Annotated in this window: 29 protein-coding genes and 1 pseudogene; 12 read left to right on the top strand and 18 right to left on the bottom strand. The window is 71.7% G+C overall.

Translation table 11 applies throughout. The features are described 5' to 3' along the window. Nucleotides 1-11: 11 nt before the first annotated feature. Nucleotides 12-554 (bottom strand): hypothetical protein, encoded by a 543-nt coding sequence (locus APR04_RS27825; RefSeq protein ID WP_253877299.1) that lies wholly within the window; start codon nt 552-554, stop codon nt 12-14. A gap of 233 nt (nt 555-787) precedes the next feature. Between APR04_RS27825 and APR04_RS27830 the strand changes: the two genes are divergently transcribed. Further along, nucleotides 788-1,189, top strand: a complete 402-nt coding sequence (locus tag APR04_RS27830; RefSeq protein WP_253877301.1) for a hypothetical protein — start codon at nt 788-790, stop codon at nt 1,187-1,189. Nucleotides 1,190-1,285: 96 nt separating this feature from the next. Continuing rightward, nucleotides 1,286-1,855 (top strand): HDIG domain-containing metalloprotein, encoded by a 570-nt coding sequence (locus tag APR04_RS27835; protein ID WP_253877303.1) that lies wholly within the window; start codon nt 1,286-1,288, stop codon nt 1,853-1,855. Here the strand turns inward: APR04_RS27835 and APR04_RS27840 are convergent. Both APR04_RS27840 and APR04_RS27845 read right to left on the bottom strand, forming a co-directional pair. Next, nucleotides 1,848-2,321: an NUDIX hydrolase gene (locus APR04_RS27840; RefSeq protein ID WP_253877305.1), complete on the bottom strand. Its 474-nt coding sequence runs from the start codon at nt 2,319-2,321 to the stop codon at nt 1,848-1,850. The two genes, APR04_RS27835 and APR04_RS27840, sit on opposite strands and share 8 nt — an antisense overlap. After that, a complete protein-coding gene (locus tag APR04_RS27845) occupies nt 2,321-3,055 on the bottom strand; it encodes a helix-turn-helix domain-containing protein (RefSeq protein ID WP_253877307.1) in 735 nt (244 codons plus the stop codon). Before APR04_RS27845 ends, APR04_RS27840 begins: the two co-directional genes overlap by 1 nt. A 165-nt stretch (nt 3,056-3,220) precedes the next feature. Between APR04_RS27845 and APR04_RS27850 the strand changes: the two genes are divergently transcribed. Both APR04_RS27850 and APR04_RS27855 read left to right on the top strand, forming a co-directional pair. After that, entirely contained in the window at nt 3,221-3,508 is a 288-nt protein-coding gene (locus APR04_RS27850) for a hypothetical protein (protein ID WP_253877309.1), read from the top strand. Nucleotides 3,509-3,613: 105 nt separating this feature from the next. Then, nucleotides 3,614-4,492, top strand: a complete 879-nt coding sequence (locus tag APR04_RS27855) for a PAC2 family protein (protein ID WP_253877311.1) — start codon at nt 3,614-3,616, stop codon at nt 4,490-4,492. Nucleotides 4,493-4,577: 85 nt separating this feature from the next. Here the strand turns inward: APR04_RS27855 and APR04_RS27860 are convergent, their stop codons facing one another. The 3 genes from APR04_RS27860 to APR04_RS27870 all read right to left on the bottom strand — a co-directional run bounded on the left by APR04_RS27860 (nt 4,578) and on the right by APR04_RS27870 (nt 7,199). Then, nucleotides 4,578-4,793, bottom strand: a complete 216-nt coding sequence (locus tag APR04_RS27860; RefSeq protein ID WP_108494475.1) for a hypothetical protein — start codon at nt 4,791-4,793, stop codon at nt 4,578-4,580. A gap of 111 nt (nt 4,794-4,904) precedes the next feature. Further along, the gene (mshC, locus tag APR04_RS27865; protein WP_253877313.1) at nt 4,905-6,215 is read right to left on the bottom strand and encodes a cysteine--1-D-myo-inosityl 2-amino-2-deoxy-alpha-D-glucopyranoside ligase; all 1,311 of its coding nucleotides are present in this window, start codon (nt 6,213-6,215) and stop codon (nt 4,905-4,907) included. A gap of 63 nt (nt 6,216-6,278) precedes the next feature. Further along, the gene (locus APR04_RS27870; RefSeq protein ID WP_253877315.1) at nt 6,279-7,199 is read right to left on the bottom strand and encodes an undecaprenyl-diphosphate phosphatase; all 921 of its coding nucleotides are present in this window, start codon (nt 7,197-7,199) and stop codon (nt 6,279-6,281) included. Between the two features lie 68 nt (nt 7,200-7,267). On the opposite strand from APR04_RS27870, the gene APR04_RS27875 reads away from it, so the two are divergent. Next, complete coding sequence (locus tag APR04_RS27875; protein WP_253877317.1) at nt 7,268-8,242, top strand: aldo/keto reductase; 975 nt, start codon at nt 7,268-7,270, stop codon at nt 8,240-8,242. Between the two features lie 22 nt (nt 8,243-8,264). On the opposite strand, the gene APR04_RS27880 is transcribed toward APR04_RS27875, so the two are convergent. Continuing rightward, nucleotides 8,265-8,582: a primosomal protein gene (locus APR04_RS27880; protein ID WP_253877319.1), complete on the bottom strand. Its 318-nt coding sequence runs from the start codon at nt 8,580-8,582 to the stop codon at nt 8,265-8,267. Nucleotides 8,583-8,743: 161 nt separating this feature from the next. On the opposite strand from APR04_RS27880, the gene APR04_RS27885 reads away from it, so the two are divergent. Beyond that, on the top strand, nt 8,744-9,781 hold the full coding sequence (locus APR04_RS27885; RefSeq protein ID WP_253877321.1) for a DUF418 domain-containing protein: 1,038 nt from the start codon (nt 8,744-8,746) through the stop codon (nt 9,779-9,781). Between the two features lie 132 nt (nt 9,782-9,913). Further along, on the top strand, nt 9,914-10,129 hold the full coding sequence (locus tag APR04_RS27890) for a DUF5703 family protein (RefSeq protein ID WP_253877323.1): 216 nt from the start codon (nt 9,914-9,916) through the stop codon (nt 10,127-10,129). A 14-nt stretch (nt 10,130-10,143) separates the two neighbouring features. On the opposite strand, the gene APR04_RS27895 is transcribed toward APR04_RS27890, so the two are convergent. Then, nucleotides 10,144-11,487, bottom strand: a complete 1,344-nt coding sequence (locus APR04_RS27895) for a M20/M25/M40 family metallo-hydrolase (RefSeq protein WP_253877325.1) — start codon at nt 11,485-11,487, stop codon at nt 10,144-10,146. Nucleotides 11,488-11,529: 42 nt separating this feature from the next. After that, nucleotides 11,530-12,321: pseudogene (locus APR04_RS27900) on the bottom strand (M3 family metallopeptidase); the annotation flags it as partial. Nucleotides 12,322-12,356: 35 nt separating this feature from the next. Between APR04_RS27900 and APR04_RS27905 the strand changes: the two are divergent. Together APR04_RS27905 and APR04_RS27910 are read left to right on the top strand one after the other, a co-directional pair. Then, a complete protein-coding gene (locus APR04_RS27905) occupies nt 12,357-12,761 on the top strand; it encodes a recombinase family protein (RefSeq protein WP_253877327.1) in 405 nt (134 codons plus the stop codon). Next, nucleotides 12,758-14,191: a recombinase family protein gene (locus APR04_RS27910; RefSeq protein WP_253877329.1), complete on the top strand. Its 1,434-nt coding sequence runs from the start codon at nt 12,758-12,760 to the stop codon at nt 14,189-14,191. Before APR04_RS27905 ends, APR04_RS27910 begins: the two co-directional genes overlap by 4 nt. 134 nt (nt 14,192-14,325) lie before the next feature. Here APR04_RS27910 and APR04_RS27915 read toward each other — a convergent pair whose 3' ends face one another. Next, nucleotides 14,326-14,598, bottom strand: a complete 273-nt coding sequence (locus tag APR04_RS27915; RefSeq protein ID WP_308292401.1) for a hypothetical protein — start codon at nt 14,596-14,598, stop codon at nt 14,326-14,328. A gap of 174 nt (nt 14,599-14,772) precedes the next feature. On the opposite strand from APR04_RS27915, the gene APR04_RS27920 reads away from it, so the two are divergent. Continuing rightward, complete coding sequence (locus APR04_RS27920) at nt 14,773-15,189, top strand: DUF6314 family protein (RefSeq protein WP_253877331.1); 417 nt, start codon at nt 14,773-14,775, stop codon at nt 15,187-15,189. Between the two features lie 43 nt (nt 15,190-15,232). Here APR04_RS27920 and APR04_RS27925 read toward each other — a convergent pair whose 3' ends face one another. The 7 genes from APR04_RS27925 to APR04_RS27955 all read right to left on the bottom strand — a co-directional run bounded on the left by APR04_RS27925 (nt 15,233) and on the right by APR04_RS27955 (nt 22,307). Next, on the bottom strand, nt 15,233-16,501 hold the full coding sequence (locus APR04_RS27925) for an alginate lyase family protein (protein WP_253877333.1): 1,269 nt from the start codon (nt 16,499-16,501) through the stop codon (nt 15,233-15,235). Between the two features lies 1 nt (nt 16,502). Further along, nucleotides 16,503-16,658 (bottom strand): hypothetical protein, encoded by a 156-nt coding sequence (locus tag APR04_RS27930; RefSeq protein WP_253877335.1) that lies wholly within the window; start codon nt 16,656-16,658, stop codon nt 16,503-16,505. A 135-nt stretch (nt 16,659-16,793) separates the two neighbouring features. Next, nucleotides 16,794-18,392, bottom strand: coding sequence for an ABC-F family ATP-binding cassette domain-containing protein (locus tag APR04_RS27935; RefSeq protein ID WP_253877337.1), 1,599 nt, complete (start codon nt 18,390-18,392; stop codon nt 16,794-16,796). 241 nt (nt 18,393-18,633) lie between these two features. Continuing rightward, the gene (locus APR04_RS27940; RefSeq protein ID WP_253877339.1) at nt 18,634-19,095 is read right to left on the bottom strand and encodes a DoxX family protein; all 462 of its coding nucleotides are present in this window, start codon (nt 19,093-19,095) and stop codon (nt 18,634-18,636) included. Between the two features lie 157 nt (nt 19,096-19,252). Then, the gene (locus APR04_RS27945) at nt 19,253-20,212 is read right to left on the bottom strand and encodes an ABC transporter permease subunit (RefSeq protein ID WP_253877341.1); all 960 of its coding nucleotides are present in this window, start codon (nt 20,210-20,212) and stop codon (nt 19,253-19,255) included. Continuing rightward, nucleotides 20,209-21,222, bottom strand: coding sequence for an ABC transporter ATP-binding protein (locus APR04_RS27950; protein WP_253877343.1), 1,014 nt, complete (start codon nt 21,220-21,222; stop codon nt 20,209-20,211). Before APR04_RS27950 ends, APR04_RS27945 begins: the two co-directional genes overlap by 4 nt. Further along, nucleotides 21,219-22,307 carry a hypothetical protein gene (locus APR04_RS27955; protein ID WP_253877345.1) on the bottom strand — a complete coding sequence of 363 codons (1,089 nt, stop codon included), beginning with the start codon at nt 22,305-22,307 and terminating at the stop codon, nt 21,219-21,221. Before APR04_RS27955 ends, APR04_RS27950 begins: the two co-directional genes overlap by 4 nt. A 162-nt stretch (nt 22,308-22,469) precedes the next feature. Between APR04_RS27955 and APR04_RS27960 the strand changes: the two genes are divergently transcribed. Next, nucleotides 22,470-23,153 carry a response regulator transcription factor gene (locus APR04_RS27960; RefSeq protein ID WP_253877347.1) on the top strand — a complete coding sequence of 228 codons (684 nt, stop codon included), beginning with the start codon at nt 22,470-22,472 and terminating at the stop codon, nt 23,151-23,153. After that, nucleotides 23,153-24,484 (top strand): sensor histidine kinase, encoded by a 1,332-nt coding sequence (locus APR04_RS27965; protein WP_253877349.1) that lies wholly within the window; start codon nt 23,153-23,155, stop codon nt 24,482-24,484. Before APR04_RS27960 ends, APR04_RS27965 begins: the two co-directional genes overlap by 1 nt. Nucleotides 24,485-24,510: 26 nt before the next feature. Here the strand turns inward: APR04_RS27965 and APR04_RS27970 are convergent, their stop codons facing one another. Further along, the gene (locus APR04_RS27970; protein ID WP_253877356.1) at nt 24,511-25,083 is read right to left on the bottom strand and encodes a TetR/AcrR family transcriptional regulator; all 573 of its coding nucleotides are present in this window, start codon (nt 25,081-25,083) and stop codon (nt 24,511-24,513) included. Nucleotides 25,084-25,170: the final 87 nt, after the last annotated feature.

A 25,170-nucleotide genomic window follows, 5' to 3' on the forward strand; every position in this document is an offset into this window, starting at 1 on the left:
GAGCACCGAGCTCAGTCCGCGAGCAGCTCCTGCACGCGTTCCTCCTGGCCGGCGTCCAGCGAGGCCCGGTCGAACGCGGTGACCGCCTTGTCGAACGTCCGGTTCACCGTGGGTTCGATCTCGACGACGCCCGCAGGGGTGACCATCGCCTGCTCGTACTCCGCGATCCAGGCATCGATGTGCGCCACGTACGCGTCGCGCGCCCGGTCGAGCCGGCTGTCGTCGGCGAGCATCACCGCCTGGACGTCCTCCTTGGCGGTCAGGACTTCGTCGCGCGCCTCTGCGGCAAGGTCGGGCACGTCCGTCATGAGCGCGGTGGCGAGCTCCTCCTGCTGCCCGGCGTCGGAGGTGGCCTCGATCTCGTCGAACCGGCCGCTGACCTCGTCGATGTAGTCGCGCATCGTCGACTCGCTGTGCTCCACGGCATCGAGCAGCACGTCAGCGGGCTCGCTGGTGCGCTCGGCCTGGGACCAGGCGATGCCGCCACCGGCGCCGGCGACGAGGGCCGCTCCGACGGCGGACAGCAGGGCCCGGTGATTTCGCAGGTTGAGCATTCGTTCATACTCACCCGAACCCGGGGTCCGCCGCGCACCTCTCAGTGTGATTTCTAGCGGAGCAATCGGACAAACATCCACATTCCCGGCTGGCACGCGTCCAAGATCGTGCGCCGGGACCAGCGTCGCACCCCACAGCCCCGCCGCGCGCGCCGCGACGTCCTGAGCAATGCTGACCCTCGATCGGCGGCCTCGGCCGACGGCTTCCGGCATCGACCGAAGGGAAACAGACAGTGTTCGGACCCGATTTCTTCGAGCGGCTCTCGCAGCGGATGTACTACGACCTCGACGGCAAGCCGATCACACAGGACCAGTGGTCCGTGCTGCGCCTCGGGGCCGGCAGCGCCCACGTCGCGCGGGACCACATCGGGTTCTACCACGTGTCCACCGTCTGGACCGGTGTCGATACCGCGGCCTCTCTCGACGACGAGGACGGTCCCACCCCGCTGATCTACGAGACCATGGTCTTCGTCGAGCGGCTCGACCCAGACGGCGTGCTCGCGGAGGACGACCGGCTGGACTGCACCGAGCAGTACGCGGAGCTGCACGCCACGCGCGACGACGCGCTGGCCGGCCATCACCGCGCTCTGACGATGGTCCGCGACTGGGTAGTCAACGGTCGCCCAGAGCTCTGACGACGGAGGCCACCGATGCAGACCAGCGCGCCTTCCCCGACCACGGCTCTCACCGCCCGCCGCGCCGTGCACGGCCCGGCGATCTACGGTGAACCGATGCACGGAACCACCCCGTGGAAGCTGGACCCCGCGGGCGCACAGGCACTCCTGACCGAGCTCTTCGAGCCGGACGCCGACCGGCTCGCCCACTCGATCGGCGTCGGACGGCGCGCCGAGCATGTCGCGCGGGCGCTGGGCCGGCCGGAGCTGCTCGTCTCCGCCGCCTACCTGCACGACATCGGCTATGCCGCGGCGGCTCGTGACACGGGCCTGCACCAGCTCGACGGCGCCCGCTGTCTTCGTGCGCTCGGTGCCCCGGCGGCGCTGACCGGCCTCGTCGCGCATCACACGGCGGCGACCGTCGAGGCGGCGGAGCGGGGCCTTGACACCATCCTGCGCCGCGAGTTCCCCGAGCCCTCGGGCGACCTCCTGGACCTGCTCACGTACTGCGACATGACGACGTCGGCGCGGGGCGAGGTCGTCACGGTCGACGAGCGGTTCGACCACATCTACGACCGCTATCCGCCGGGTCACCTGGTGTCGCGGAGCATGCAGCGCGTGGAGCCCGGGCTGCGGCGGATCGTGTCGGCCGTCGAGCGCCGGCTGGAGCGGCCGCCGCTCAGGTGAGGAAGGGCTCCGTCCGCACCGGGTCCACCGCGTGCTCGATCCGCAGCCGCATCGAGGGGTGGACGTCCAGCTCGCCGAGCCGGTCGACGGGCTGCCACACGACCTCGCTCGACTCGCCGGAGGTCCGCAGCGCACCGCCCGTGACCGCGCCGCGCATGCAGATGGAGAACTGGGCCCGGACCTCGCCGTCCGAGTACGCGATCACGTGCCGGGGATCGGTGTAGATCCCGACGAGGCCGGTGATCCGCACGCGGTAGCCGGTCTCCTCCTCGGTCTCCCGGACGCCCGCCTCCCGGACGGTCTCGCCCGGGTCGATGCCGCCGCCCGGGAGCGCCCAGAGCCCGTTGTCGGTGCGATGGATGAGCAACAGCCGTCCGACGGTGTCCCGCACCGCCACCGTGACCGAGGGAACCACCGAGTTGACGGGTGGCGCGGCAGGGTCGTCGAAATAGTCGAGCCGTGCCATCACGCCACCCTGCCCGAGTCCTCCGTCCGGGGCCAGGCCTCCAGTGGTTTCGCAGTGCTCCAGACCCGCTCGAACGCCGCCTGGTAGGCGGGCGCCATCGAGGCCTCCGGGCCGTCCTTGAGGTGCAGCAGCGGGTTGGCCCCGGCGGGCGAGCCCCACACGTGCGTATTGACCAGCAGGTCGTCGTCGAACCGGAAGGTCGTGGCGTACAGCGTCTGGTCGTGCAACCGCACCTCGACGCCCGGGGTGCCGAGGGCGGGCGCCAGGTAGGCCAGCACCAGCTCGATCCGCCCGGCGAGCCCCGTGCCGCCCTCCTCCTGGGTACGGATGGTGACCGCATCGCCCTCCGGGTCGCCCAGCAGCATCCGCACCTGCACGCCACGCGCAGCCATGGTGACGATCTCCGTGGTCAGGTCAAGGGTCTGGTCGGGCAGGAACGTCGCCGCGAACGCGTGCAGCTCGAACCGCTGCTCCACGCCCGCGAGGAACGCCCGCCAGGTCCCGGACGGCACGGCACGCCGCGCCGGGTACACCCCGACGATCTCCTGGGCGGCCGCCTCGGCCCGGTCGACGTCGCCCCACAGCGCCGCGACGTCGCAGCCCAGAGCGTCGGACACCGCCACGCGATGGCGCGGGTGCGGCGTGCGGCCCTTGGCCACCCACCGCTCCACGGTCTTCGGGTCCACGCCGACGGCGGCCGCGAGCCGCACCTGGCTCAGGCCGGCCTGACTCATCGCCGCGACCAGTCTTTGATTCCTCACGTGTTACCCCCCAGGGACGTATCTATCACCGAAACGTCCCGAGCGCTGCCGATGGCACGTCCCATGCCTTCGGCGCACAGTGGACACAGCGAGTCGTCCCTGTCCGCCCTATGCCCGACCCGTGCCCCGGAGAGCCTCGTGAACCCCATCGCAGCGCAGTCGGTCACCGAACGTCTCGGCGACGTCATCGATCTCCTGCGTCATGTCCGTGCGGACTGGATCGAAGTCCTCACCGTCACGCCTGAGCGCGTGTGCCTGCAGCCCTGGCACCTGGACGACGGCGAGAGCATCGCCCGCGCGCTCGGCCTGGACCACCCCATCGACCAGCGCATGGTCAACCCTGGCTACACCCTGTGGACCGGGACCTGGCGTGGCGTCGAGGTGCAGGTGCGCGGTGCGCTGCGGGCCGGCGTGCCGGTGTTCTGACCTGGCCGCCCGGTCCGCCGAGGACCCCGGACCTGCGATTCGCCCGTCCGCGAACGCGGCCGCGCCCCTGGCCACGCCGAGCGCCCCACACCCTAGGCTGGGGGGATGACCGACGCGCATCACGAGCGGCCGGAGCAGGCCTCGCCTCGCCAGACCGTGCTCCTCGCTGCCTTCGAAGGTTGGAACGACGCGGGGAGCGCCGCTACGACGGCTCTCACGCACCTGGCCGAGGTGTGGGGCGCCGAGAAGGTGACAGAGCTCGATCCCGAGGAGTTCCACGACTTCCAGGTCAACCGGCCGTACATCTCGTTGGACGACGACGGCAAGCGGTCCATCACCTGGCCGACGACGTCCGTGTCGGTGGCGCAGGTGGGTGAACGCAAGGTGGTGCTCGTGCACGGCGTCGAACCGTCGATGCGCTGGCGCAAGTACTGCGAGGAGCTGCTGCAGGTGGCCGACGACCTCGGGGTGCGAACGGTGATCACGCTCGGCGCGCTCCTGGCCGACGTACCGCACACGCGGCCGATCCCGATGACCGCGACGTCGGACAGCGTCGGCCTGCAGGCCGTGCTCGACATCGAGGCCAACACCTACCAGGGTCCGACCGGGATCGTCGGGGTGCTGCAGCACGAGGCGGCGCAGCGCGACCTGCAGTCGGTCAGCCTCTGGGCGGCGGTGCCGCACTACGTCGCCAACCCGCCGTCGCCCAAGGCGACGCTGGCGATCCTCACGCGCGTGGAGGAGATCCTCGGCGAGTCGGTCCCGATGGGTGAGCTGCCCGACGACGCTGCCGCCTGGCAGCACGGCGTGGACGAGCTGGCGTCGGAGGACTCGGAGATCTCCGAGTACGTGGCCCAGCTGGAGGAGGCCAAGGACACCGTCGAGCTTCCCGAGGCGTCGGGCGACGCGATAGCGCGGGAGTTCGAGCGCTACCTGCGCCGCCGGGACACCGGCGGCAAGGACAGCGGCCCCGAGAAGCTCTGACCGCACGCAGCCGGTACCGGCGCAGCAAAGAGGCCTGAGCCCCACCGGGGCTCAGGCCTCTCTCATCCGGTTCTGGCGGTCGGGTTCACGCACTGTTCGAGATCGGCTCGATCCGCACTCCGGCGTCCGGACCGTGGAATCCCACCCACGTCTCGAGGCACCGTGCGGCGTCCTCTACGCGGTCGTAGACCGGGGCGTATCCCGGCCCGTTGCGCACCACGCGATAACGCGTGCTGCACCGGGGCGTCGTCGTGACGGTGACCCGGGTCTCGCCCGTGAAGTCTTCCTCGTACTCCGTCATGTTCCCCATCCTGCCCCGGGTTAAATGCAAACGGAAGCAGGGGTCAAAACTAACCTGACCGGCGCATGACGTGGCCCTGGCCTACCTGGTACAAACCAGGCCACCGAACGGTCAAAGACGCACTCCGAGCAGGGCGTTCACCGTCCGGGCCATGATCCCGGGGGCGCCCTCCTCGTCCGCGGAGGTGTCCCGCGCGGGGTCCAGCGACACCTCGGCCCAGGCGTCGACGGCGGCCACGGCGGCCGGTGCGTCGAGGTCGTTCGCGAGCGCCGCACGGACCGCGGTCAGCGTAGCGGAGGCCGGTGGGCCGCCGTTGCCCGAGACCGCCGAACACCACCGCACGAGCCGTGCCTCGCCCTCGGGCATCGACGTCTCGTCCCACTCCCACTCGGTGCGGTAGTGGTGGACCAGCAGGGCCAGCCGGATCGCCATCGGGTCGTGCCCTGTCGCGCGCAGGCGCGACACCAGGACCAGGTTCCCGAGCGACTTGCTCATCTTCTCGCCCTCGTAGCCGACGAGGCCCGCGTGCACGTGCGTGCGCGCCCCGGCGGGCTCGCCCCCCTGCGGCCCCGGACACAGCATCCGCAGGTGCGAGGTCGACATCTCGTGGTGCGGGAACAGCAGGTCCGAGCCACCGCCCTGCACGTCGAACCGCTCCCCCTCGGCCAGGCCGAGCCCGTCCCGGGCGATCACCGCGCACTCGATGTGCCAGCCCGGGCGCCCGGTACCGAGCGGTCCGCCGTCCCAGGCGGGCTCGCCCGTGCGCTCGCGGCGCCACAGCAGCGGGTCGAGCGGGTCCTTCTTGCCCGCGCGGTCGGGGTCACCGCCGCGCTCGGCGAAGTCGGCCAGCGCCTGCTCGCGGCCGAGGTGCGCGACGGCGCCGAAGCGCGGGTCCGCGGTCAGGTCGGCGTAGACGTCGCCCAGCTCCGGCGTCGGGCCGCCGGCACCCGGCTCGACCGGCACGCGGTAGGCGGCACCGGACTCGACCAGGGCGGCCACGGCGCGTGCGACCTCGGGTACCGACTCCACGGCCCCCGTCCACGTGTCCGGCGGGACGACGCCGAGCGCCGTCATGTCCTCGCGGAACAGCGCGGTCTGGGAGGCGGCGAGCTCGCGCCAGTCCATCCCGGTCGCCTCCGCGCGCTCCAGCAGCGGGTCGTCGACGTCGGTCACGTTCGAGGTGTAGACGACGTCCTTGCCCGCGTCGCGCCAGGCGCGCACCAGCAGGTCGAACGCGACGTAGGTGTTCGCGTGGCCGATGTGGGTGGCGTCGTACGGCGTGATGCCGCACGCGTACAGCCGGGCGCGTGGCCCCGGCGCCGCCTCGACGAGCTCACCGGTGGACGAGTCGTGGACCCGCACCGGGTCGGAGGCGGGGAAGCCGGGAAGCTCCGGGACTTGGGGTGTGGGCCAGGCGTGCACGCCACCAACGATAACCGTCGGCAACGACACCCCCGGACCACGTCAGGGCCCTGCGCCTGTGTTCTACGCGACGCCGCCGGTCGCGTCGATGGTGCCGGACATGAGCAGCCAGGCGACGGCGCCGGCGAGGGCGAACCGGTAGTACACGAAGGGCTTGTAGGAGTAGTTCCCGATGATCTTGAGGAACCCGATGATCACCGCGTACCCGACGCCGAACGCGACGATCGTCCCGATGATGGTGGCGCCCCAGCCGGGCGCCCCGGCGGTGATCGGCTCGCCCAGCGTCTTGAACAGCTGGTAGAAGCCCGAGCCGAGCACGGCGGGCAGGGCGAGCAGGAACGAGTAGTCCGCGGCGGCCTTCCGCGTGAAGCCCATGGTCAGGCCGGCCGTGATGGTGCCGCCGGAGCGCGAGACGCCCGGCACGAGAGCCAGCGCCTGGGCCAGACCGAAGCCGATGGCGCTGCGCCCGGTGAGCGAGGTCAGCTCGCGCTCCTGGCGGCCGAAGATGTCGGCCAGGAGAAGGAGGAGGCCGAAGAACGTGAGGGTGAAGACCGTGAGCCACAGGTTGCGGAAGGTGGACTCGATCTGTTCCTCGAACAGCAGGCCGAGCACCACGATCGGGACCGAGCCGAAGATGATGTACCAGCCCATCGCGGCGTCGTGGTCCGCGACGACGCCCGGGCGGCCGTGCCGCACGTCGACGGACCCGGGCCGCGGCCCCAGGCCGGTGCGCGCGCGCCAGCCCTTGCCGCTCGCGCCGGACAGCGCCTTGAACCAGGCGACGAGGATCGCGCCGATCTTCTTGCGGTAGTAGATGATCACCGCCGCCTCGGTACCGATCTGCGTGATGGCGGTGAACGCCGCACCAGGATCACCCGAGCCCATCAGCTCACCGACGATCCGCAGGTGCGCCGACGACGAGATCGGCAGGAACTCGGTAAGGCCCTGCACCAGGCCCAGAAGGATCGCTTCCCACGCAGTCACGGGCGGTGACACTACCCCACGGCGCGCCTCCTGACGCACCCGCTGGAGCCGCGGGTAGCCTGCTTCACATGGAACGACGCCGCGTGGGCAGCTCTGGCCTACGGGTCTCCGAACTCGGGCTCGGGACCATGACATGGGGTCGCGACACCGACGAGATCGACGCGGCCGAGCAGGTGCGAGACTTCCTCGACGCCGGCGGCACCCTGATCGACACCGCGGCCAGCTACGCCGACGGCGACGCCGAACGAGTCATCGGCACGCTGCTGTCCGGCAAGGTGGCACGCCACGAGGTGGTGCTCGCCACCAAGGCGGGCATCCGGTCGGAGTCCCGGCCCGACGGCGGCTCCGGCCGCGTGGTGGACGCCTCCCGCGGCGCTCTGCTCGACAGCCTCGACGAGTCGCTGCTGCGCATGGGGACCGATCACGTGGACCTGTTCCTCGTGGCCTGCCCCGACCCGCACACCTCGCTCGAGGAGACCTGCAACGCGCTGCGCATCGCGGTCACCAGCGGACGTGCCCGGTACGTCGGGCTGAGCAACCACCCCGGCTGGGCCACCGCGCGCGTCGCGACGCTGCTGGAGCCCGACATCGGCCTGGCCGCCGTCGAGCTCGAGTACTCGCTGCTGCAGCGCGGCGTGGAACGTGACGTGCTGCCCGCCGCGGACGCCCTCGGGGTCGGGCTGCTCGCCTGGTCACCGCTCGGGCGCGGCGTGCTCACCGGCAAGTACCGGCGCGCCATCCCTGCGGACTCACGGGCCGCTGGGGCGCTCGCGGGGTTCGTGCAGCCGTACCTGGAGGGCTCGGCGCCCGCCGTCGTCGAGGCGGTGGCTACCGCTGCCGAGGGGCTCGGCCGTGCCGCCGGGGAGGTCGCCATCGCGTGGCTGCTGGAGCGCGAGGGCATCGCGTCGGCGATCGTGGGCGCGCGGACGCCCGCCCAGCTTCGTTCGTCGCTGGAGGCCGCGACCCTCGAGCTGCCCTACGAGGTGCACGCAGCGCTCGACGACGTCTCCGCCCCCGAGATCGGCTACCCCGAGCGCTGGTGACCGTGCCGGCGCCCGTGGCTGATCAGCGTTGCTGCGCGGGCTGCGGCTGCTCCTCCGCTTCCTCCAGGTCGTCGTCGAAGTCGATGTCCTCGAGGTCGTCGTCCTCGTCGTCGTCCTCTTCGTCGTCGTCGTCGTCAACCTCGTCGGCCAGGTAGAACGGCGTCACCTCGCCGAACACCGTGGCCAAGGACTCCTCGTACACCTCGTAGGCGTCGGCGAGCACGTCGTACGCGTCGTCGACGGCGGGGTCGTCGTCACTCCGGCGAGTGGCGACCGCGTGATGATGGGCCTCGAGTGCGGCAACGAGGCGATCGAGCGCGGCACGCGGTTCAACGGTCATGCCCTGACTCTAGCGTCAGGTCCTGGCCGGCGGGATCGCAAGTCCTGATCGTTACGGCCGACTTCCGAGGTGCCCCGCACAGGGTTTCCCCCGATGCCTGACCGGGAACGTCGTCCCGTGGGCGGACGACGGGACGGCGGCAGATCGTTTGGATGGTGGGCATGAGCACTCTTGCCCTCGCAGCCGGTCCGGCGGCCGGGACCCGACAGCGCTGGCGGTTCCTCGACTCGCTGCGCGGCTTCGCCGTCTTCGGAATCCTGCTGGTCAACGCGATCGATATCACCGAGGTCGGCATGGCACGGGTGATCGAGGGCGGCGCCCCGGTCACCGACCCGCTGCAAGAGGCGCTCTACCTCACGGTCCAGACCCGCTTCGTGCCCATCTTCATCGTCCTGTTCGGCATGAGCCTCCGGATCGTGCTCGACGGCGCCCGCACCCGCGCCGCGCGCCCCGGGCTGGTGCTGGTGCGCCGCCTCGTCGGCCTCACGTTCATCGGCGGGCTCCTGATGTTCGCCTACCCTGGCAACATCCTGCTGGAGTACGGGATCGTCGGCCTGCTGATGCTGCCCGTCGTCCTGTTCGCCCCCCGCTGGGTGACGCTCGGGGCCGGCGTCGTGCTCACGGTCGCCGCGTACGCGCTCTTCGGCGGGGGTCTGACGTCCGTCCCGGGCCTCGTGCTGCTCGGCGCGGGCGCGGCAGCCTTCGGGCTGCCCAGGGCCCTCGAGACCTCCGGCAAGGCCGTCGCCGTAGTGTTCGCCGTCGCGGTGGCGCTGACGGGACCCGCCCTGCTGTGGCAGCAGACCACGCAGGGCGACCCGCGGTTCTCGACACCGGGCGGGATCGCCGGCCTGGTCATGGCGGTGCTGTACGTCACGGGGCTCGCGCTGGTGTGGCGTACTCCCGCCCGCACCGTGATCGCGGCCGCCTTCGAGCCGCTGGGCCGGATGGCGCTCAGCAACTACGTCGGGGCCGCGATCGTGATGGCACTGGTCCCGCTGGTCGTCGACGTCGGCCACCTGACGAGCGTCGCACCCGTGGTCGTGCTGTCCCTGGCCCTGATCGTGGCGCAGTCTCTCCTGAGCCGCCTCTGGCTCACGTACTTCACCTACGGCCCGGTCGAGTGGCTGTGGCGCACCGTGACCTGGCTCCGTCCGGTGACGTTCCGCCGCGACGCCCGACGGCCGGTGCCGACCTCGTGACTGCGAGCCCGGTCACTGCGCACCGGTCGCTCGGTGGGTCACAATGGGCGGATCGAAGTGTGTTGCTGTCGCCGCTCAGCAATGAAACCGGCATAAACTGACCTCACCCGTGACCCGAGGACGGTGCATCAGATGGCGAGAGACGGCTCCGTGTTCCGCAAGCACAGCCAGTACGAGTACCGCGTCGTGACGTTCGACCCGGACACCACGGTGCCGGACGCTCGCCGGCTGCTCACCGAAGAGGCCGAGTACGGCCGTTGGGAGCTGGCAAGGACCCTTCTCTACATCGGCGGCAGGCGCAAGGTCTGGCTGCGCCGCAAGATCATCAAGGTCTCGTCCACCCTCTGACCGGTCCCGCCCGCTCAGCAGGTCGCCAGCAGGCGGTCCAGCACACGCGTGCCGAACTTCAGCGCCTCCGTCGGCACGCGCTCGTCGACGCCGTGGAACATGCCCGCGAAGTCGAGGTCGCCCGTGAGCTGTAGCGGCGCGAAACCGTAGCCGGTGATCCCGAGCCGGTGCAGCGACTTGTTGTCCGTGCCGCCCGACAGCGTGTAGGGCAGCACCGTCGCGCCCGGGTCCTCCGCGTCGATCGCCGCGACCATGGCGTCGACAAGGGAGCCGGTGAACGGCACCTCGAGCGCCGTGTCCTGGTGGATCGTCTCGATCCGCACCGTCGGTCCGGCGAGCTCGCGCAGCTTCGCCATGCCGGTCTCCTCGTGGCCCGGCAGGAGCCGCACGTCGAGCGTCGCCTCGGCCCGGCCCGGGATCACGTTCGCCTTGTAGCCGGCCTGGAGCTGGGTCGGGTTGGAGGTGTTGCGCACCGTGGCGCCCACGAACTTCGCGACGGGGCCGAGCGCGCCGATCAGCTCGTCGATGGTCGCGGGGTCGGAGTAGTCCACGGGGAGCCCGGTGAGGTCGCCGACGCCGCGCAGCAGCGCGTCGACCGTCGGCGTGATCGTGTACGGCCACGCGTGCTGGCCGATCCGCGCGACCGCCGCCGCCAGCTCCGTCACGGCGTTCTCCTCGTTGACCTGCGAGCCGTGCCCGGCCCTGCCGTCCGCGACGAGGCGCAGCCAGGCCAGCCCCTTCTCCGCCGTCTGCAGCAGGTAGGCGCGCTTGCCGCCCAGCTCGACCGAGTAGCCGCCGACCTCGGAGATGGCCTCTGTGGCGCCCTCGAACAGCTCGGGCCGGTGGTCCACCGCCCACCGGGCGCCGTACACGCCGCCGGCCTCCTCGTCGGCGAAGAACGCGACGACGACGTCGCGCGCGGGCCTGCGTCCCTCGCGCACCATCTGCCGGACGACCGCAAGGATCATGGCGTCCATGTCCTTCATGTCGACGGCGCCGCGGCCCCAGAGCAGGCCGTCGGTCTCCTCCCCGCCGAACGGGTCGACGGTCCAGTCGTCCTTGGCCGCCGGCACGACGTCGAGGTGCCCGTGCAGCACGAGCGCCGGACGGCTGCGGTCCTGCCCCTCCAGCCGCACGACGACGGACGCACGCCCGGGGAGGGACTCGAACAGCTCGGGCTCCAGGCCCACCTCGTGCAGCAGCTCCATGACGTACTCGGCCGCGGCGCGCTCCCCCGGGCCCTCGTTGTTGCCGTAGTTCGACGTGTCGATCCGGATCAGCTCCTGGCAGATCCGGATGACCTCGTCGGCGGCGGCGGGCACGGGCGTGGGCGTGGCGGTCGGAACGGTGTCAGTCACAGGAGCAACCGTACCCAGCCCGTGCTCGACGTCGGGCACGTGTCAGACCAGGCCGCGGCGCTCGAGCAGCGGCCCGATCTCCGCCGGCCGCCCCCGCAGGTCCTCGAACGAGGCGAGCGGGTCCTGCGACCCGCCGCGGGCGAGCAGCCTGTGCCGGAAGGCGTCGCCGTTCGCGCGCGTCAGGCCGCCGTTCTCCGCGTACCACTCGACGGTGTCCGCGTCGAGCACCTCCGACCAGATGTAGGAGTAGTAGCCGGCCGAGTACCCGCCGCCGAAGATGTGGTTGAAGTAGGTCGTGCGGTACCGCGGCGGCACGGACTCGAAGTCGACGCCCGCCGCCGCGAGCGCCGCAGCCTCGAAGGGCAGCACGTCCTCGACCGACGTCGGCACGTCCGACGGCGCGAGCTGGTGCCACGCCTGGTCGAGCAGGGCAGCGGCGAGGTATTCCGTGGTCGCGAAGCCCTCGCCCCAGACACGGGAGGCGAGCATGGTGTCCACCCACTCGGCAGGCATCGGCTCGCCGGTGGCGTGGTGCACGGCGAACGACCGCAGGATCTCCGGTTCCCAGGACCACATCTCGTTGACCTGCGACGGGTACTCCACGAAGTCGCGCGGTACGGACGTGCCCGACTGGGACGGGTAGCGCACGTCGCTGAGCAGGCCGTGCAGCGCGTGCCCGAACTCGTGGAACAGGGTGGTCACCTCGTCCCAGACGAGCAGCGTCGGCTCGCCGGCCGGGGGCTTGACGATGTTCAGGTTGTTGGTCACGACGGGCCGCTGACCGAGCAGCTCGTTCTGGACCACGAGGCTGTTCATCCAGGCTACTGCCTGCTTTGGATTCACCACCAAGTTCGGTATCCTTGCGGGCCATGACGAGAGCGGCGATTTACACGCGCACGGCCAGCGAGGACACCGAGCAGATCGGTGCGATGAGGCAGGTGGAAGAGTGCCAGCGCCTTTGCCAGGAGAACCAGTGGGACGTGGCGGCGGTCGTAGGCGACAGCGCCTCCGGCAACGACAACGACAGGCCCGGCTGGGGCCGCCTCCTAAACATGGTCAAGGGCAACGAGGTGGACATCGTGGTCGCCTGGCAGGCGTCGCGCCTCACTCGGTCGGCCGAGGAACTGAAGGACTTCAGCGACCTCGCCGCAGAGCACGGCGTGGGCATCGCGACGGTCCAGCAGAGCACGCACACGACGCCCGAGGAGGCTGCCATGGCGCGCATCTTCGGCCTCCTCGAGGAGCACGAGTCCGAGCAGCGAGGGCGCGAATGAGCGCCCGCATCATGCCCAAGCGCGCCGTGATCTACACGCGGGTCTCTCGCGACGACACGGGTGAGGGGCAGTCCAACGACCGGCAGGCCAAGGCGTGCCAGCAGCTCTGCGACATGCGCGGCTGGGTGGTCGTGAGGGAGCCCATCAGGGATATCGCGATGTCCGGCTACAGCGGGAAGGGCCGCAACGGCTGGACCGAGGTTATGCGGATGATCGAGGCCGGCGAGGCTGACGTTGTTGTCGCCTGGCACATCGACCGGATGACCCGCAACATGGCGGATCTCGAGAAGCTCATCGACATCGCCGAGAAGCAGGGTGTCGGCGTCGCGACGGTCTCCGGTGACATCGACCTGACGACCGACGTTGGTCGCATGGTCGCGCGCATCCTGGGCGCGGTCGCTCGAGCTGAGGTTGAGCGCAAGGCCGCTCGCACGCGCCTGAAGAACGAGCAGAAGGCGTCGCAGGGCCTCCCCCACCTTGGTGGTCCGAGGCCGTTCGGCTACCAGGAAGACTGGATGGGGACGATCCCTGCCGAGGCGGACGCAATCCGCTTGGGCGCGAAGATGGCCCTGGCCGGCGAGACGTACGCCGCCATCGCTCAGCTCTGGAGCTCGAAGGGCCTCAACCCGCCTCGAGGGTTCGGCAAGGACTGGACGAGCGAGGGCGTGCAGAACTGCCTCACAAACGCTCGCAACGCCGCGATCCGCGTCTACAACGGCAAGCAGGTCGGGCCTGCCGCGTGGGAGCCGATCCTCGACCTGGACACCTACCTACGGCTCACGGAGATCGACCGTAGCCCGAACCGCTCCGCAAACTCGGGCAGGACTGGGCGGGCACCACAGAACGTCCTCGTCGGTGCGTTCGAGTGCGGCAAGTGCGAGGGTCCGGTCATCGCGTCAACCAAGCCCAGGCGCGGCGAGCTCAGGAAGACCTACGCCTGCAAGGCCGGTCATGTCTTCATCGAGCGCGACATTGCCGAGAACTTCATCGAGGGCGCGGCCGTCGCCCGGCTCTCCCGGCCCGACGCGGCGAACCTCTTCTCCGACGATGAGCCCGAGGATCAGCAGGCGGTCCAGGCCGAGATCACCAAGCTGAACGATCGGCTCAAAATGATGTCCAGGATGCTCGGGGCCGGAACCATGGAACAGGAGGACTACGAGGATGCCGCTGGCGTGGCCCGGGGCCTCCTGCGCGATGCTCAGAACCGCCTGCGCACTCGCACGGCGCCGGACTTCGAGGGGCTGAGTCTGGGGACTGGCGCAGTGGCGTCTCAGTGGAAGGAGCTGTCGATGGCGCGTCGTCGGACCATCATCAGGCTCCTGTTCGACATCAAGCTCATGCCGGTCGGGCAGGGCCGGCGCATCGATCGCGGCGAGATCGACGCGAAGGACCGCTTCGTCATCACGGACCTCGAGCCGGCCCGGACATGAGAGAAGCCCCACCTGAACGGCCCTAGCAGGGGCCTTTCAAGTGGGGCTATCTCATTATGCTCGCCGGGACTGCCGTAGGAGAGGCCTTCCCGGCGAGAGTCTCAATCTACCGCAGTAGGCTACGGATTTGGCGCTCACGCTCCGCGCCTAACGGCGGGGGCGGCGTCTCCTCGTAGCGTCGCGCGTGATGCTCGATCGCTTCTTCGAGTGCCCGGCGTCGAGTCCGCGGAGAGCTTGTTGTGGAACGCTCGCGACGCCCGGTCCAGCAGCTGTCCCGCCCGCTCCAGCGCCTCCAGGGTGTTCTCGACCGTCGGGGGCTCCGGATCGACGGCGATCGCCTCGACCTCCGTGCGGTGGGCGGCCATGCCCGCGACGACGGCGGGCTCGTAGTGCTCCTCGCGGATCACGGAGTAGTCGGGCGGCCCGTACGGGAGGGCTGACGCCGTGGCGAAGGGGTTGCCGGGTCGAGGGCTGCGTCCTCGCTCTGGACGGTGGTGTCGTTCGCGGAGGCACGTGCGGCACCGGCACCGGCACCATCGCCCCGCGCACCAGGGACCACGCGCACCAGCGACAATGAAGCCATGGATCCGTTGCGACTCGTCGGCACCTGGGACTTCCACCGGGAGATCCAGGACCACCGCGACGGCGTGGGGTACACCGCACGGGGCACGGCAGAGCTCACCGCTCAGGACGACGGACGGGTGCGCTGGACGGAGCACGGCACGCTGAGCTGGGCGGGGGGAAGCACCCCCGTGTCGCGCACGCTGTTCCTGGTCCGGGAGCCGGCCGGCGTCGAACGGCGCTGGCGCGTCACGTTCGAGGACGGCCGGGACTTCCACCCGTGGACCGCCGGCGCCGTCGAGCACCCGTGCGGCCTCGACCTCTACCGGGGCGGCATCGACGTCCCGGACGAGCCGACGCCGTCGTGGGAGCTGCACTGGCGCGTGACGGGCCCGGAGAAGGACTACACGATGCGTACCAGCTACTCCACCCGCTGACCACGTCCGTCGTGGGCGTGCCAACGACGGACGGGGCAACGGGTCAGCGGAGCACGTGCGGGTTGTCCGCGTGGGTGAGCGTCTCCCAGGCGACGAACAGGCCGTTCGTACCGTCCGGCCGCGTGGACTCGGTCAGGGCCTGCGTACTGGCCATCGGTAGGTCCTGGCGCCCGTGGAGCGCGTTGAGCCCGACCTCGGTGACCGGGCCGAGCCCCAGCTGCACCGACCCGCCGCAGAGCCAGGACGGCACGGCGGCGCCCTGCTCGTAGGTCGAGTGGAACTCGAGCGCGTGGCGCAGCCGCTCCCCCACCTCCGGGTAGAGGTCGTCACCCTGGATCGCGGCGGTCTCGGCCACGTGCGAGATCGCCGAGATGCCGTAGCCGGTGTGCGTGAAGTCCCGGCAGGTCTCCTGCGCCAGGCCGTCCACCAGCGTGCGCTGGTCGTGCCAGTAGGAGAAGATCTCGTCCGGTGTGTCCCGCCCGGAGCCTGGCACGGTGCGCGGCACCGGCCCGTCCGAGGTCAGGTAGATGTACGCGGGCACCCGCACGAGGAACCGCTCGCGGGCCGACGAGTAGATGTCCCGGTCGTCGAGGAAGACGGCGATGCCGACGGCGGCCTCCATCATCGTCAGCTCCCAGTTGCCGCTGCCGTTGTACCCGTCGATCACCTCCGGCAGGTAGACGTCGCGCAGCATCGTCTCGAACCGGTCGACGTCGGCCGCCGCCCATCCGGCGTCCGTGTACCGGATGATCTCGGCGGCCCGCGGCCACACCGAGCCCGCCCACGCCGTCTGCAGCGGCGCGTTCGACCTGGTGTGGTCCTCGATCACCGGCGACCACGCGTTCATGATCGCGATCGACTTCTTCGCGTACCGCGTGTCTTCCGTCACCGACCAGGCCAGCGCGTGCGTGTAGGCGGCGATCGCGTCGTCGCGCTCTTCGGTGCACCCGTGGTTCGGCTCGGAGTACGGCCCGCACTCGACCACCGCGCGCGGGTGCGGCGTGTAGGACAGCGACGCGTACCGGCTCGCCATCATCGAGTCGTACGCACGCAGCCAGGGCTGGGCGCCGGCCTGCACCTGCTGCCGGACGAAGTCGAGCTGGGGCCGGCTCACGTGCACGCCAGGGTGGGTGAACGTCGTGGGCACATCGGGGGGCGCGGTGCGCACACCGGCTGCGGCCGTCACCGTCCCTGCGGGCACGAGCAGCCCCACGGCGGCCACGAGCGTGACCAGGACGTGCGGCCCGGGCGGCCCGCGGCGCACCCGGCCGCGGCGCACCGACCCGCGGGCGTCTCGTGTTCGAGCGCCCATCTCAGAACCCGGCGCTGACGCCGGTGAGCTCCAGGTCCTGCTGCGCGATGCCGCCGGCCAGCGGCGGCGCTCCGACGTCCGGTGCGAGCACGGTCGGCCGGGCGGCTGTCAGAGCGGTGAAGTCACCGAAGACACGGCACCGTCGACGTGCTTGCATGGTCGCCCCCTTGACTTCCAAGCCATTACGTAGGGAGACCTTATTGCTTACCTGATCATTGCGACACCGGGGGCTTTTCCCTACGTTCCCCGGGCCTCGGGCCACCGTGGTGACCCGAGGTCCGGGTGCGGAAGATCAGCGCCGCATCTCCGTGAGGTTTCCCGCCGTGTCGAGGCGGATCTCCGCGTCCAGACCCAGCCGGTCCAGGAACGCCCCGTCGTGGCTCACCACCAGCAGCGCTCCCCGGTACGCCGACAGCGCGTCCACCAGCTGGTCGGTGCTGGCTGTGTCCAGGTTGTTCGTCGGCTCGTCCAGCACGAGGAGCTGTGCCGGCGGGTCCGCCAGGAGCAGCCGCGCCAGCGCGACCCGGAACCGCTCGCCGCCCGAGAGCGTGGCGACCGGCCGGTCCACCGCCGCGCCCCGCACCAGGAACCGGGCCAGCCGGTTGCGCAGCTCCCCCGGCGGCACGTGCGGCGCGCCCTCCCGCACGGCCTCCAGCACGGTAGTCGCCTCGGGCAGCACGTCGACCCGCTGCGGCAGATAGGCGACACGCTCCGTGAGCAGCTCGCCCACCGCCGTCGGCCCGCCCGCCAGCAGCCGCTCCAGCACAGTCGTCTTGCCCACGCCGTTCGGGCCCGTCAGGGCTAACCGCTCCGGACCCTGGACCACGATCTCCCGGCCGTCCGCACCGCGCAGCACCGCCAGCCGCCGCCCGGCGGGCACCCCCGGGTCGGGCAGGTCCACGAAGATCCGGTCGTCGTCCCGCACCGCCCGCTCCGCCTGGTCCACCGCCGCCCGGGCCGAGCCCACCTTGTCGTCGAGCATCCCCCGCCGCGAACCCTGCGACTTCTCCGCGCCGTTGCGGCGGTCGTTGATCACCGCCTTCACGTACCTGCTGTTCGCGGCGTCCTTGCGACCCTTGCGCTCGCTGTGCGCTATCCGCTCCTCCGCCTCGATCCGCTGCCGCTTCTCCCGGCGCAGCGTCTGCTCGGCCGCGCGCAGCGTCTGCGCCGCCGCCTCCTGCTGCACCTCCAGCCACTCCCGGAACGCCGAGTACGGACCGCCGAAGGTGGTCAGCGAGCCTGCGCGCAGCTCCGCCGTCTCGTCCATCAGCTCCAGCAGCGCCAGGTCGTGCGAGACGACGACGAGCGCGCCCCGCCAGCCCCGCACGAGCTCGTAGAGGCGCTCGCGGGCAGCGCCGTCGAGGTTGTTCGTCGGCTCGTCGAGCAGCGCGACGGCGCCGCCCCCGCTCGCCTGCCGCAGCCGCACCCCGGTGATCGCGGTGAGCACGGTCTCGCCGCCCGACAGCGTCGCGACCGAGCGGTCCAGCCCCGTGGGCAGACCGGTGGCCGAGAGCAGGGCGGCCGCCCGCTCCTCGACGTCCCAGTCGTCGCCGACCACGTCGAAGTGCGCGGGATCGACGTCGCCCGACTCGATGGCGCGCAGCGCGCGCACGACCGGCGAGATGCCGAGCAGGTCGGCGACCGTGGCATCGAGATCGAGCGTGATCCGCTGCGGCAGGTAGTCGGCGGTCCCGCTCAGGGTGACCTTGCCCGACGTCGGCGTGAGGAGCCCCGCGACCAGGCGCAGCAGGGTGGACTTGCCCGCCCCGTTGAGGCCGGTCAGGCCCGTGCGGCCGCGGCCGAAGGAACCGGAGACGTGGTCGAGCGCGACGGCGCCGTCGGGCCAGGCGAAGGTGACGTCGTGCAGCACGACGGAAGGGTTGGACAACATGGAAGGACTCCCGGGTGGTGGCTGGTGCCGACGCCGGGATGCCGCAACGGATGGTGCGGCGGGACAGGCGTCAGCGCGAGGTGGTCTCGTACCGGGAGATGCCTGTCATCACAGTCCTTCGGGTCGCTCCCTCACACCGCGGAACGCCCGCAGGAGCAGAGAGAGCCTGACACGGCCCCACGCCGGGGCGCAACGTGATTTGCGGCGCCCATGCCGCGCACCACGGTGCGCCCCGGCGAGCTCAGCGCCCGGTCAGGACCGCCCAGCGGATCCGCTCGCTGCGCAGGAACAGCGCGGCCCAGAGCGCCACGGCGTAGAGGACCGGCGTGAGCACGTGCGCCACCGTGTCCTCCATCCGGATGTGTGCCGCGACCGCGCCGCCCAGGTATGCGGTCAGGAGCAGGGCGCCGAGGAACGCCGTCCACGGCACCACGTAGAGCACTACCCCCACTGCCTGCAGCACGCCGATCAGGAGGACGGCCGAGGCCGGGTAGCCGATGGCCTCGAACATGCCGACGGACCGCTCGGACTCGGTGAGCTGGCCGAAGGCGCCCTGACCAAGGTTCGCTGCGATCGCCAGGGTGACTATCCAGCCGAGCACGGGAGCCGCCCGCTCGGCGAGCGCCCGCCACGGGGCCGGTTCTGAGTGCTGTCCCGCTGCGGTCCTGACTACCTCGGTGGGGCCGGGAGCATCGATGGTCATGTCGTGGTCTCCGTTTCGTGCGACGTCAGCGGCGCGGTCACGTCGAAACGTAGGACGCGACGTCGCCGCAGCCCACGGCCCTAAACGATTAGGCACGCGAACTCGCACCCGAGCGGTCCGCACGAGGAGGCGACGCCGCCTCCCCGCGCGGGAGCGCTCAGCCGTCCCTGGTCGTGAGGCGGGCGTAGGCCACCGACAGCCCGATGACGAGGTAGCACACCGCCCGGAACGCTCCCTCGACCAGGCCGTCGAACGACACCGGGTCCCGGATCAGGTCGACCAGGCTGGTCAGCGACGACGGCAGCAGGTAGGGATGGAGCCAGTCCAGCGCCGGGATCTGCATCAGGACCACGGAGACGATCAGGCCGCCGAGCACGCCGACCACGACCAGCATCGGGTGCTCCGTGGAGGCCGAGATCGCGAGGGCCACAGCACCGACAGCCATCAGGTAGATGGTCGCCCAGGCGACGGCGACGGCCAGCCGCCACAGCACGCCGCCGACCGACAGCTCCGTCCCGGACATCGACACCAGGCCGTCGGTCCCGGCAAGGAGGAACCCCGTCACCAGGCCCGACGTGACGACCAGCCCGGCCGCGACCAGCGCGACGACAAGCACGCCCACCGTCTTGACCAGCAGCAGCCGACCGCGGCTCACGGGCGCGAGCAGCCAGCCGCGCAGCGCGCCGTGGGACTGCTCACCGGCCAGCGCATCGCCGGCCGCCATCGCCACCGTGAGCGGCAGCAGGAGCATCAGGAGCGTCATGAGCGACCCCAGCGGCAGCACGAAGGCGCTGGTGGCCATCGTCACGAAGATCGGTGGTCCCCCGCCGGCCCCTGGCGCACCACCTGGACCGGCGTCGACCGGGGCGGCGGTGGCGCCGTCCAGCGTCAGGTCCACGGCCACGCCGGTGATCACCGGGAGCAGGACCAGCAGGCCCAGCACGGCCAGCGTCCTCGGTCGCCGGAAGATCCACCGCACCTCTGCCCGCAGCAGACGCCCGATCGGGGCGCGCCGGCGAACGGGCGACGCCTCGGGCGGGACGGCGTCGGCGTCCGGCGCGGCAGCCCGGCCCTGTACAGCCGCGCCTCGGGCAGCCACCGGGCCCTGGGTGGTCATCGCACCAACTCCGGCTCGTCAGGGTCGAGCTCGCCGACCAGCTCACCGACGTCGTGCGTCAGCCGCGCGAAGGCGTCCTCCAGCCCGGCGCGCTCCCGGCGGGCCTCGTCCACCCGCGCACCGGCACGGACCAGCGTCTCGATCACGGTCGCAGGCGCCGTCGTCGTGATGTCCACACGGACGCCGTCGGGCGCGAGCCGCGCCGGGATCCGGTGGTCCCGCAGGGCATCAACGGCCGATGCGCCGTCGGGCGTGGACACGAACAGCGTGGGACTGCCGGACTCCAGCAGGTCGTCCAGCGCGCCCTGCGCCACGACGACGCCCTGGTTGAGCACGACCACGTGGGTGCAGGTCGCCTCGACCTCCGCCAGGAGGTGGGACGACACGAGCACGGTCACCCCGTTGGCCTGCAGCTCCGCGATGATCCGGCGGACCTCCTGCGTGCCTGCCGGGTCGAGGCCGTTCGTCGGCTCGTCCAGCACGACGAGCCTGCGCGGGACCAGCAGCGCCGAGGCGAGGCCCAGCCGCTGCTTCATGCCGAGGGAGTACGCGCGGTACTTCCGCCTGGCGGCGTCCGCGAGGCCCACCCGCTCCAGCGCCGCGGACACGGCGCCGTCCAGCTCCCTGCCGGACAGGAGCGGCTCGGCGGCGGCGAGCCGCTGCAGGTTCTCCCGGCCGGACAGGAACGGATGGAACCCCGGACCCTCCACCAGCGCCCCGACGTGCGGGAGCACCCGGTCCGCCGACCTCGGCATCGGCATGCCAAGGAGCTCGATCTCCCCTTCCGTCGGCTCGACGAGGCCGAGCAGCATCCGGATGGTCGTCGTCTTGCCGGAGCCGTTGGGCCCCAGCATCCCGACCACCGCGCCCTCCGGGACCTCCAGGTCCACCCCGTCAACGGCCACCGTGCCGCGATAGACCTTGCGCAGCCCCCGCGTGCGCGCCGCGAGGGCGGTACCGGAGCCGTTCCTGGCCTCCGGTACCGCCGCTCCGGCACGGGCTGCGGTCACTGCTGGACCGCGCCGTCGGTGTCGAGGGCGTCGACGAGCACCTGCCGCGGCACCGCCCCCGCCGCGATACGACCGTCGTCGGTGACGACCGCGCCGCCGACGGCGACCTGGACGTGCGTCCCGGTACCGAACTCGCCGGTCACGGGCTGCCCGACCTGCGCGAGGATCCCACCGAGATCCTGCCCGTCCTCGACCGCTGCCTCGGTCGGCAGGTCGTCGGGAGCCTCGCCGATCACCACCGTGTCCCAGCCCTCGCCGACCGTCGACGCGTACTGCCCGACGTCGTCACGGCCCTTGGCGTCGCGGGCGGAGCCGACGGCGTCGTCGGCCTCGGTGGTCTCGACCTCAGCGCCCTCCGGCGGCGTGAACTCGAACAGGTCCGCGTCCTGCGCACCGACCTCGAACTCGACGAAGCCGAGCGACAGCACCGGTTCGGACCTGCCGTTGGCAAACACGTCGAACCGCAGCGGGACCCGCGTCTCCTCGTCGACAGCGATCGTGATCTCCCGCAGCAGGGTCTTCTCCGTCGGCTTGGGCGTGAGCACGAGCTCGTACGCGGCGCGGTCGGCGACCCGCGCCGTGCCGTCGACGGCGATGTCGCTCGTCGGACGCAGACGCTCGATGATCTCCGCCGCCGCCTCGGACGGGTCGGCCAGCTCGGCCTCTGCGTGCCCCCTTGCCGCTGCGGCATCGGCCTCGTCCCAGGTGAAGCGCTTCGCCGAGTGCTCGCGCGAGTCGTAGGCCCACGCCTCGTCGCTGCCCTTGACGAACGTCAGCTCGGACGCCTCCCGCTCGACCTGGACGCGCGCGCTCTCCTCGCCGTCGTGGAAAACCCGGACCGACTCGAAGTCGAGCGCCTCTGTGCCGGGCACGGCGGGCAGCCCGAGCTCGTTCTGCATCTCGGCCACACCGGAGAACGCGGGCGCCCGTGCCGCGAGCGCCGAGGTGACCAGCTCCTCCGCGCCGATCGCCGGCAGCACCGGGTCGTCGTCCGCGCCGGCGGGCAGCGTGCTCAGCGCCAGGCCTGCGATCCCTACCGTGATGCCTGCCCCTGCGGCGACCAGTGCCTTCGTCCTCGGCCCCATGTCCAGCTCCTTCGCTCTTCGACCAGTGTGCTGCATCCGACACGTCAACGATGCGCCCTGCCCGCTGAGACCTCCCTCAGGTAGCGGTCGCATGCCGAGGTCGTGACCTTCAGCGTCCGAAGATGCTCCGGGAAGGGCCCCGCATACGGCATGCTGGCAGGCATGAGGCCGCAGATACTGGTGGTCGACGACGAGCCGGGCGTGCGCAAGGCGCTGGACCGCGGGCTGCGCGCCGAGGGCATGGACGTCACGGTCGCCGCCGACGGGCCGACGGCGCTGCGGCTGGCGCGCACCGGGTCGTTCGACGCGATCCTGCTGGACATCATGCTTCCCGGCCTGTCCGGGTACCGCGTGCTGGAGGAGCTACGGGCCGACGGGATCGCGACACCCGTGCTGCTCGTGTCGGCGAAGGACGGCGAGGTGGACCAGGCCGACGGCCTGGACCTCGGCGCCGACGGCTACGTGGTCAAACCGTTCTCCTTCGTGGTGCTGCTCGCTCAGCTGCGCGCCACCCTGCGCCGCGCCGCCACGGGAACCCCGCGGGACCTGATCCGGGTCGGGCCGCTGACGATCGACCGGGAGGCACGCACCGTGCGGTACGACGACGCCGACGTCCCCTTGAGCCCCCGTGAGTACACGCTGCTGGAGGTGCTGGCGACCCGCGCGGGGACCGTCCGGACCAAGCAGGAGCTGCTGAACGAGGTGTGGGGCGACGAGTGGGCCGCCACGAGGAACGTCGTGGAGGTGTACATCGGCTACCTGCGCCGCAAGCTGTCCGCCGCCGGTGCCGACGGTCTGGTCCGGACCGTGCGGGGCCACGGGTACCAGCTCGGGGACCCGCTCTAGTGCGGGGGTCGCCTGGCGGGCCGTGGGCGGGCCTGTCGTTGCGCCTGCGGGTCACCACCCTCGCCACGGCGGTGACGCTGGTGTGCCTGCTGGGGCTGGCGACGGTCGCGGGCCAGGGCCTCGGACCGCTGCTGACGCGCGCCATGGACGACGAGCTCCGGGCGGAGCTGAGCGGCGCCACCCGCGCCGTCGTCGCCGGACGCGCCCCCGTCCCGCCCGACGGCCTGGAGGTGCGCGTCCTGGACACCGCCGGGAGCTCTGTCGACGACGGCGCGTCGCCGAACCTCACGCGCGAAGAGGTCCGCACGCTGAAGGCCGGCGGACCGACCACCACCGACGGCCGGGGGCCGGTCCGGTGGCACGGCGCCGTCGTCACCGCGCCGGACGGGAGCCAGCGGCTCGTCGTCGTCGGGGCCGGTCTCGTGGGGCAGGGCGCCGCCGAGGCCTCGGGCGGCCGATGGTTGCTCGGCACCGCGCTCGTCGGGGCGGTCGTGGCCGGCGTCGCGATCTGGTTCGCCGTCGGCTCGGCGCTGCGCCCGGTCGCCCGGATGCGCCAGTCCGTCCGCCGTCTCGCACCCGGCGCCCGCGTGGAGGTGCCCGACGCGGCGGCCGGCGAGCTGCGCGCCCTGGCCGACGACTTCAACTCCCTGCTGGACCAGCAGGACGCCACCGCGGAACGGCTGCGGCGGTTCACGGGTGACGCGGCGCACGAGCTGCGGTCGCCCGTGGCGTCCATCCGGGTGCAGTCGGAGGTCGCGGTCGCCAACCTCGATCCGGAGCTCTCGCACGAGGTGCACGCCGACGTCCTCGCGGACGCGGAGCGGCTGTCCGCGCTGCTCGACGGGCTGCTGGCGCTGGCGCGCTCGGACGCCGGGGAGCTGCCGCCTGCGGAGACCGTCGACCTGGTCGGCGAGGTGCGCGTGGCGGTGGAACGCGTCGGGGAGCAACCGGTGCCGGTCGTGGTCAACGCCATGACCGGCCAGGCGTGGGCGGCCGCCGCGCACACCGAGGTCGAGCTGGTCCTCGACAACCTCCTGCGCAATGCCTGCCGGTACACCCGGACCCGGGTGGTGGTGTCGGTGCTGACCAGCCGGACCAGCGTCCGTGTGCTTGTCGACGACGACGGCCCGGGCGTCCGGCCGGAACACCGGGCGAAGGTCTTCGACCGCTTCTACCGGGTCGCGGACGACCGCGCGCGCTCCTCCGGCGGCGCCGGGCTCGGCCTGGCGCTGGTCGCCGAGCTGGTCCGCCGGCGCGGCGGGCGGGTCGCCGTGGGCGAGTCGCCCGACGGCGGCGCCCGGTTCACCGTGGTGTGGCCCCGAGCCGGCTGAGCAGCACCCTCAGGCCCCACCTCGGGTCAGGGAGTCTCCGCCGTGATGTACCGCTGCACGGTGGGTGCGAGCCAACCGATCACATCCTCCCTGGACATGTCCGCGGCCGGAGCGAACTTCAGCACGTACCGCACCAGCGCCATGCCGAGCACCTGCGAGGCCACGAGCGCGGCACGCCGCTCGGCGTCGGCGGGGTCGGGCACGAACGCCCGGGCGGCCGGCACGAGCTGGGTGGCGAACACCTGGCGCAGGCGGTCCGAACCGGACTCGTTCGTCACCCCCACGCGCAGCAGGGTCCGCAGCACCGTGTCGCGTTCCCACAGGTCGAGGAAGTGCGTGACCAGGACGACGCCCAGCTGGTCCGGGTCGAGCTCGCTGAGGTCGGGGAAGTCCAGCTCGACGTCGATCACCGCGGCGAACAGGCCTTCCTTCGAGCCGTAGTAGCGCATGACCATGGAGGGGTCGATCCCGGCGTCGCGCGCGATGGCGCGCACCGTCGCACGCTCGTAGCCGTCGGACGCGAAGCGTTCCCTCGCCGCCTCGAGGATCGCGGTGCGGGTCACGTCGGAGCGGCGGCGGGGGCGTTCGGGGCCAGTCATGCCAACAACTGTATGCCAACGGTCGTTGACTTCGCCGCCAGGACCTGGCTACCGTGGCCAACAGGCGTTGGCAAACAACCGTTGGCC

It is taken from the genome of Promicromonospora umidemergens (assembly GCF_024171995.1).
GTDB classification, from domain to species: domain Bacteria; phylum Actinomycetota; class Actinomycetes; order Actinomycetales; family Cellulomonadaceae; genus Promicromonospora; species Promicromonospora umidemergens.

Excerpts from the sequence above, each read along its gene's own strand:
- APR04_RS27825 (WP_253877299.1), bottom strand. The coding sequence starts at position 554 with ATGCTCAACCTGCGAAATCACCGGGCCCTGCTGTCCGCCGTCGGAGCG.
- APR04_RS27835 (WP_253877303.1), top strand. The coding sequence starts at position 1,286 with ATGCACGGAACCACCCCGTGGAAGCTGGACCCCGCGGGCGCACAGGCA.
- APR04_RS27840 (WP_253877305.1), bottom strand. The coding sequence starts at position 2,321 with ATGGCACGGCTCGACTATTTCGACGACCCTGCCGCGCCACCCGTCAAC.
- APR04_RS27845 (WP_253877307.1), bottom strand. The coding sequence starts at position 3,055 with ATGAGTCAGGCCGGCCTGAGCCAGGTGCGGCTCGCGGCCGCCGTCGGC.
- APR04_RS27855 (WP_253877311.1), top strand. The coding sequence starts at position 3,614 with ATGACCGACGCGCATCACGAGCGGCCGGAGCAGGCCTCGCCTCGCCAG.
- APR04_RS27860 (WP_108494475.1), bottom strand. The coding sequence starts at position 4,793 with ATGACGGAGTACGAGGAAGACTTCACGGGCGAGACCCGGGTCACCGTC.
- APR04_RS27875 (WP_253877317.1), top strand. The coding sequence starts at position 7,268 with ATGGAACGACGCCGCGTGGGCAGCTCTGGCCTACGGGTCTCCGAACTC.
- APR04_RS27880 (WP_253877319.1), bottom strand. The coding sequence starts at position 8,582 with ATGACCGTTGAACCGCGTGCCGCGCTCGATCGCCTCGTTGCCGCACTC.
- APR04_RS27885 (WP_253877321.1), top strand. The coding sequence starts at position 8,744 with ATGAGCACTCTTGCCCTCGCAGCCGGTCCGGCGGCCGGGACCCGACAG.
- APR04_RS27890 (WP_253877323.1), top strand. The coding sequence starts at position 9,914 with ATGGCGAGAGACGGCTCCGTGTTCCGCAAGCACAGCCAGTACGAGTAC.
- APR04_RS27905 (WP_253877327.1), top strand. The coding sequence starts at position 12,357 with ATGACGAGAGCGGCGATTTACACGCGCACGGCCAGCGAGGACACCGAG.
- APR04_RS27910 (WP_253877329.1), top strand. The coding sequence starts at position 12,758 with ATGAGCGCCCGCATCATGCCCAAGCGCGCCGTGATCTACACGCGGGTC.
- APR04_RS27920 (WP_253877331.1), top strand. The coding sequence starts at position 14,773 with ATGGATCCGTTGCGACTCGTCGGCACCTGGGACTTCCACCGGGAGATC.
- APR04_RS27925 (WP_253877333.1), bottom strand. The coding sequence starts at position 16,501 with ATGGGCGCTCGAACACGAGACGCCCGCGGGTCGGTGCGCCGCGGCCGG.
- APR04_RS27930 (WP_253877335.1), bottom strand. The coding sequence starts at position 16,658 with ATGCAAGCACGTCGACGGTGCCGTGTCTTCGGTGACTTCACCGCTCTG.
- APR04_RS27935 (WP_253877337.1), bottom strand. The coding sequence starts at position 18,392 with ATGTTGTCCAACCCTTCCGTCGTGCTGCACGACGTCACCTTCGCCTGG.
- APR04_RS27940 (WP_253877339.1), bottom strand. The coding sequence starts at position 19,095 with ATGACCATCGATGCTCCCGGCCCCACCGAGGTAGTCAGGACCGCAGCG.
- APR04_RS27945 (WP_253877341.1), bottom strand. The coding sequence starts at position 20,212 with ATGACCACCCAGGGCCCGGTGGCTGCCCGAGGCGCGGCTGTACAGGGC.
- APR04_RS27955 (WP_253877345.1), bottom strand. The coding sequence starts at position 22,307 with ATGGGGCCGAGGACGAAGGCACTGGTCGCCGCAGGGGCAGGCATCACG.
- APR04_RS27960 (WP_253877347.1), top strand. The coding sequence starts at position 22,470 with ATGAGGCCGCAGATACTGGTGGTCGACGACGAGCCGGGCGTGCGCAAG.
- APR04_RS27970 (WP_253877356.1), bottom strand. The coding sequence starts at position 25,083 with ATGACTGGCCCCGAACGCCCCCGCCGCCGCTCCGACGTGACCCGCACC.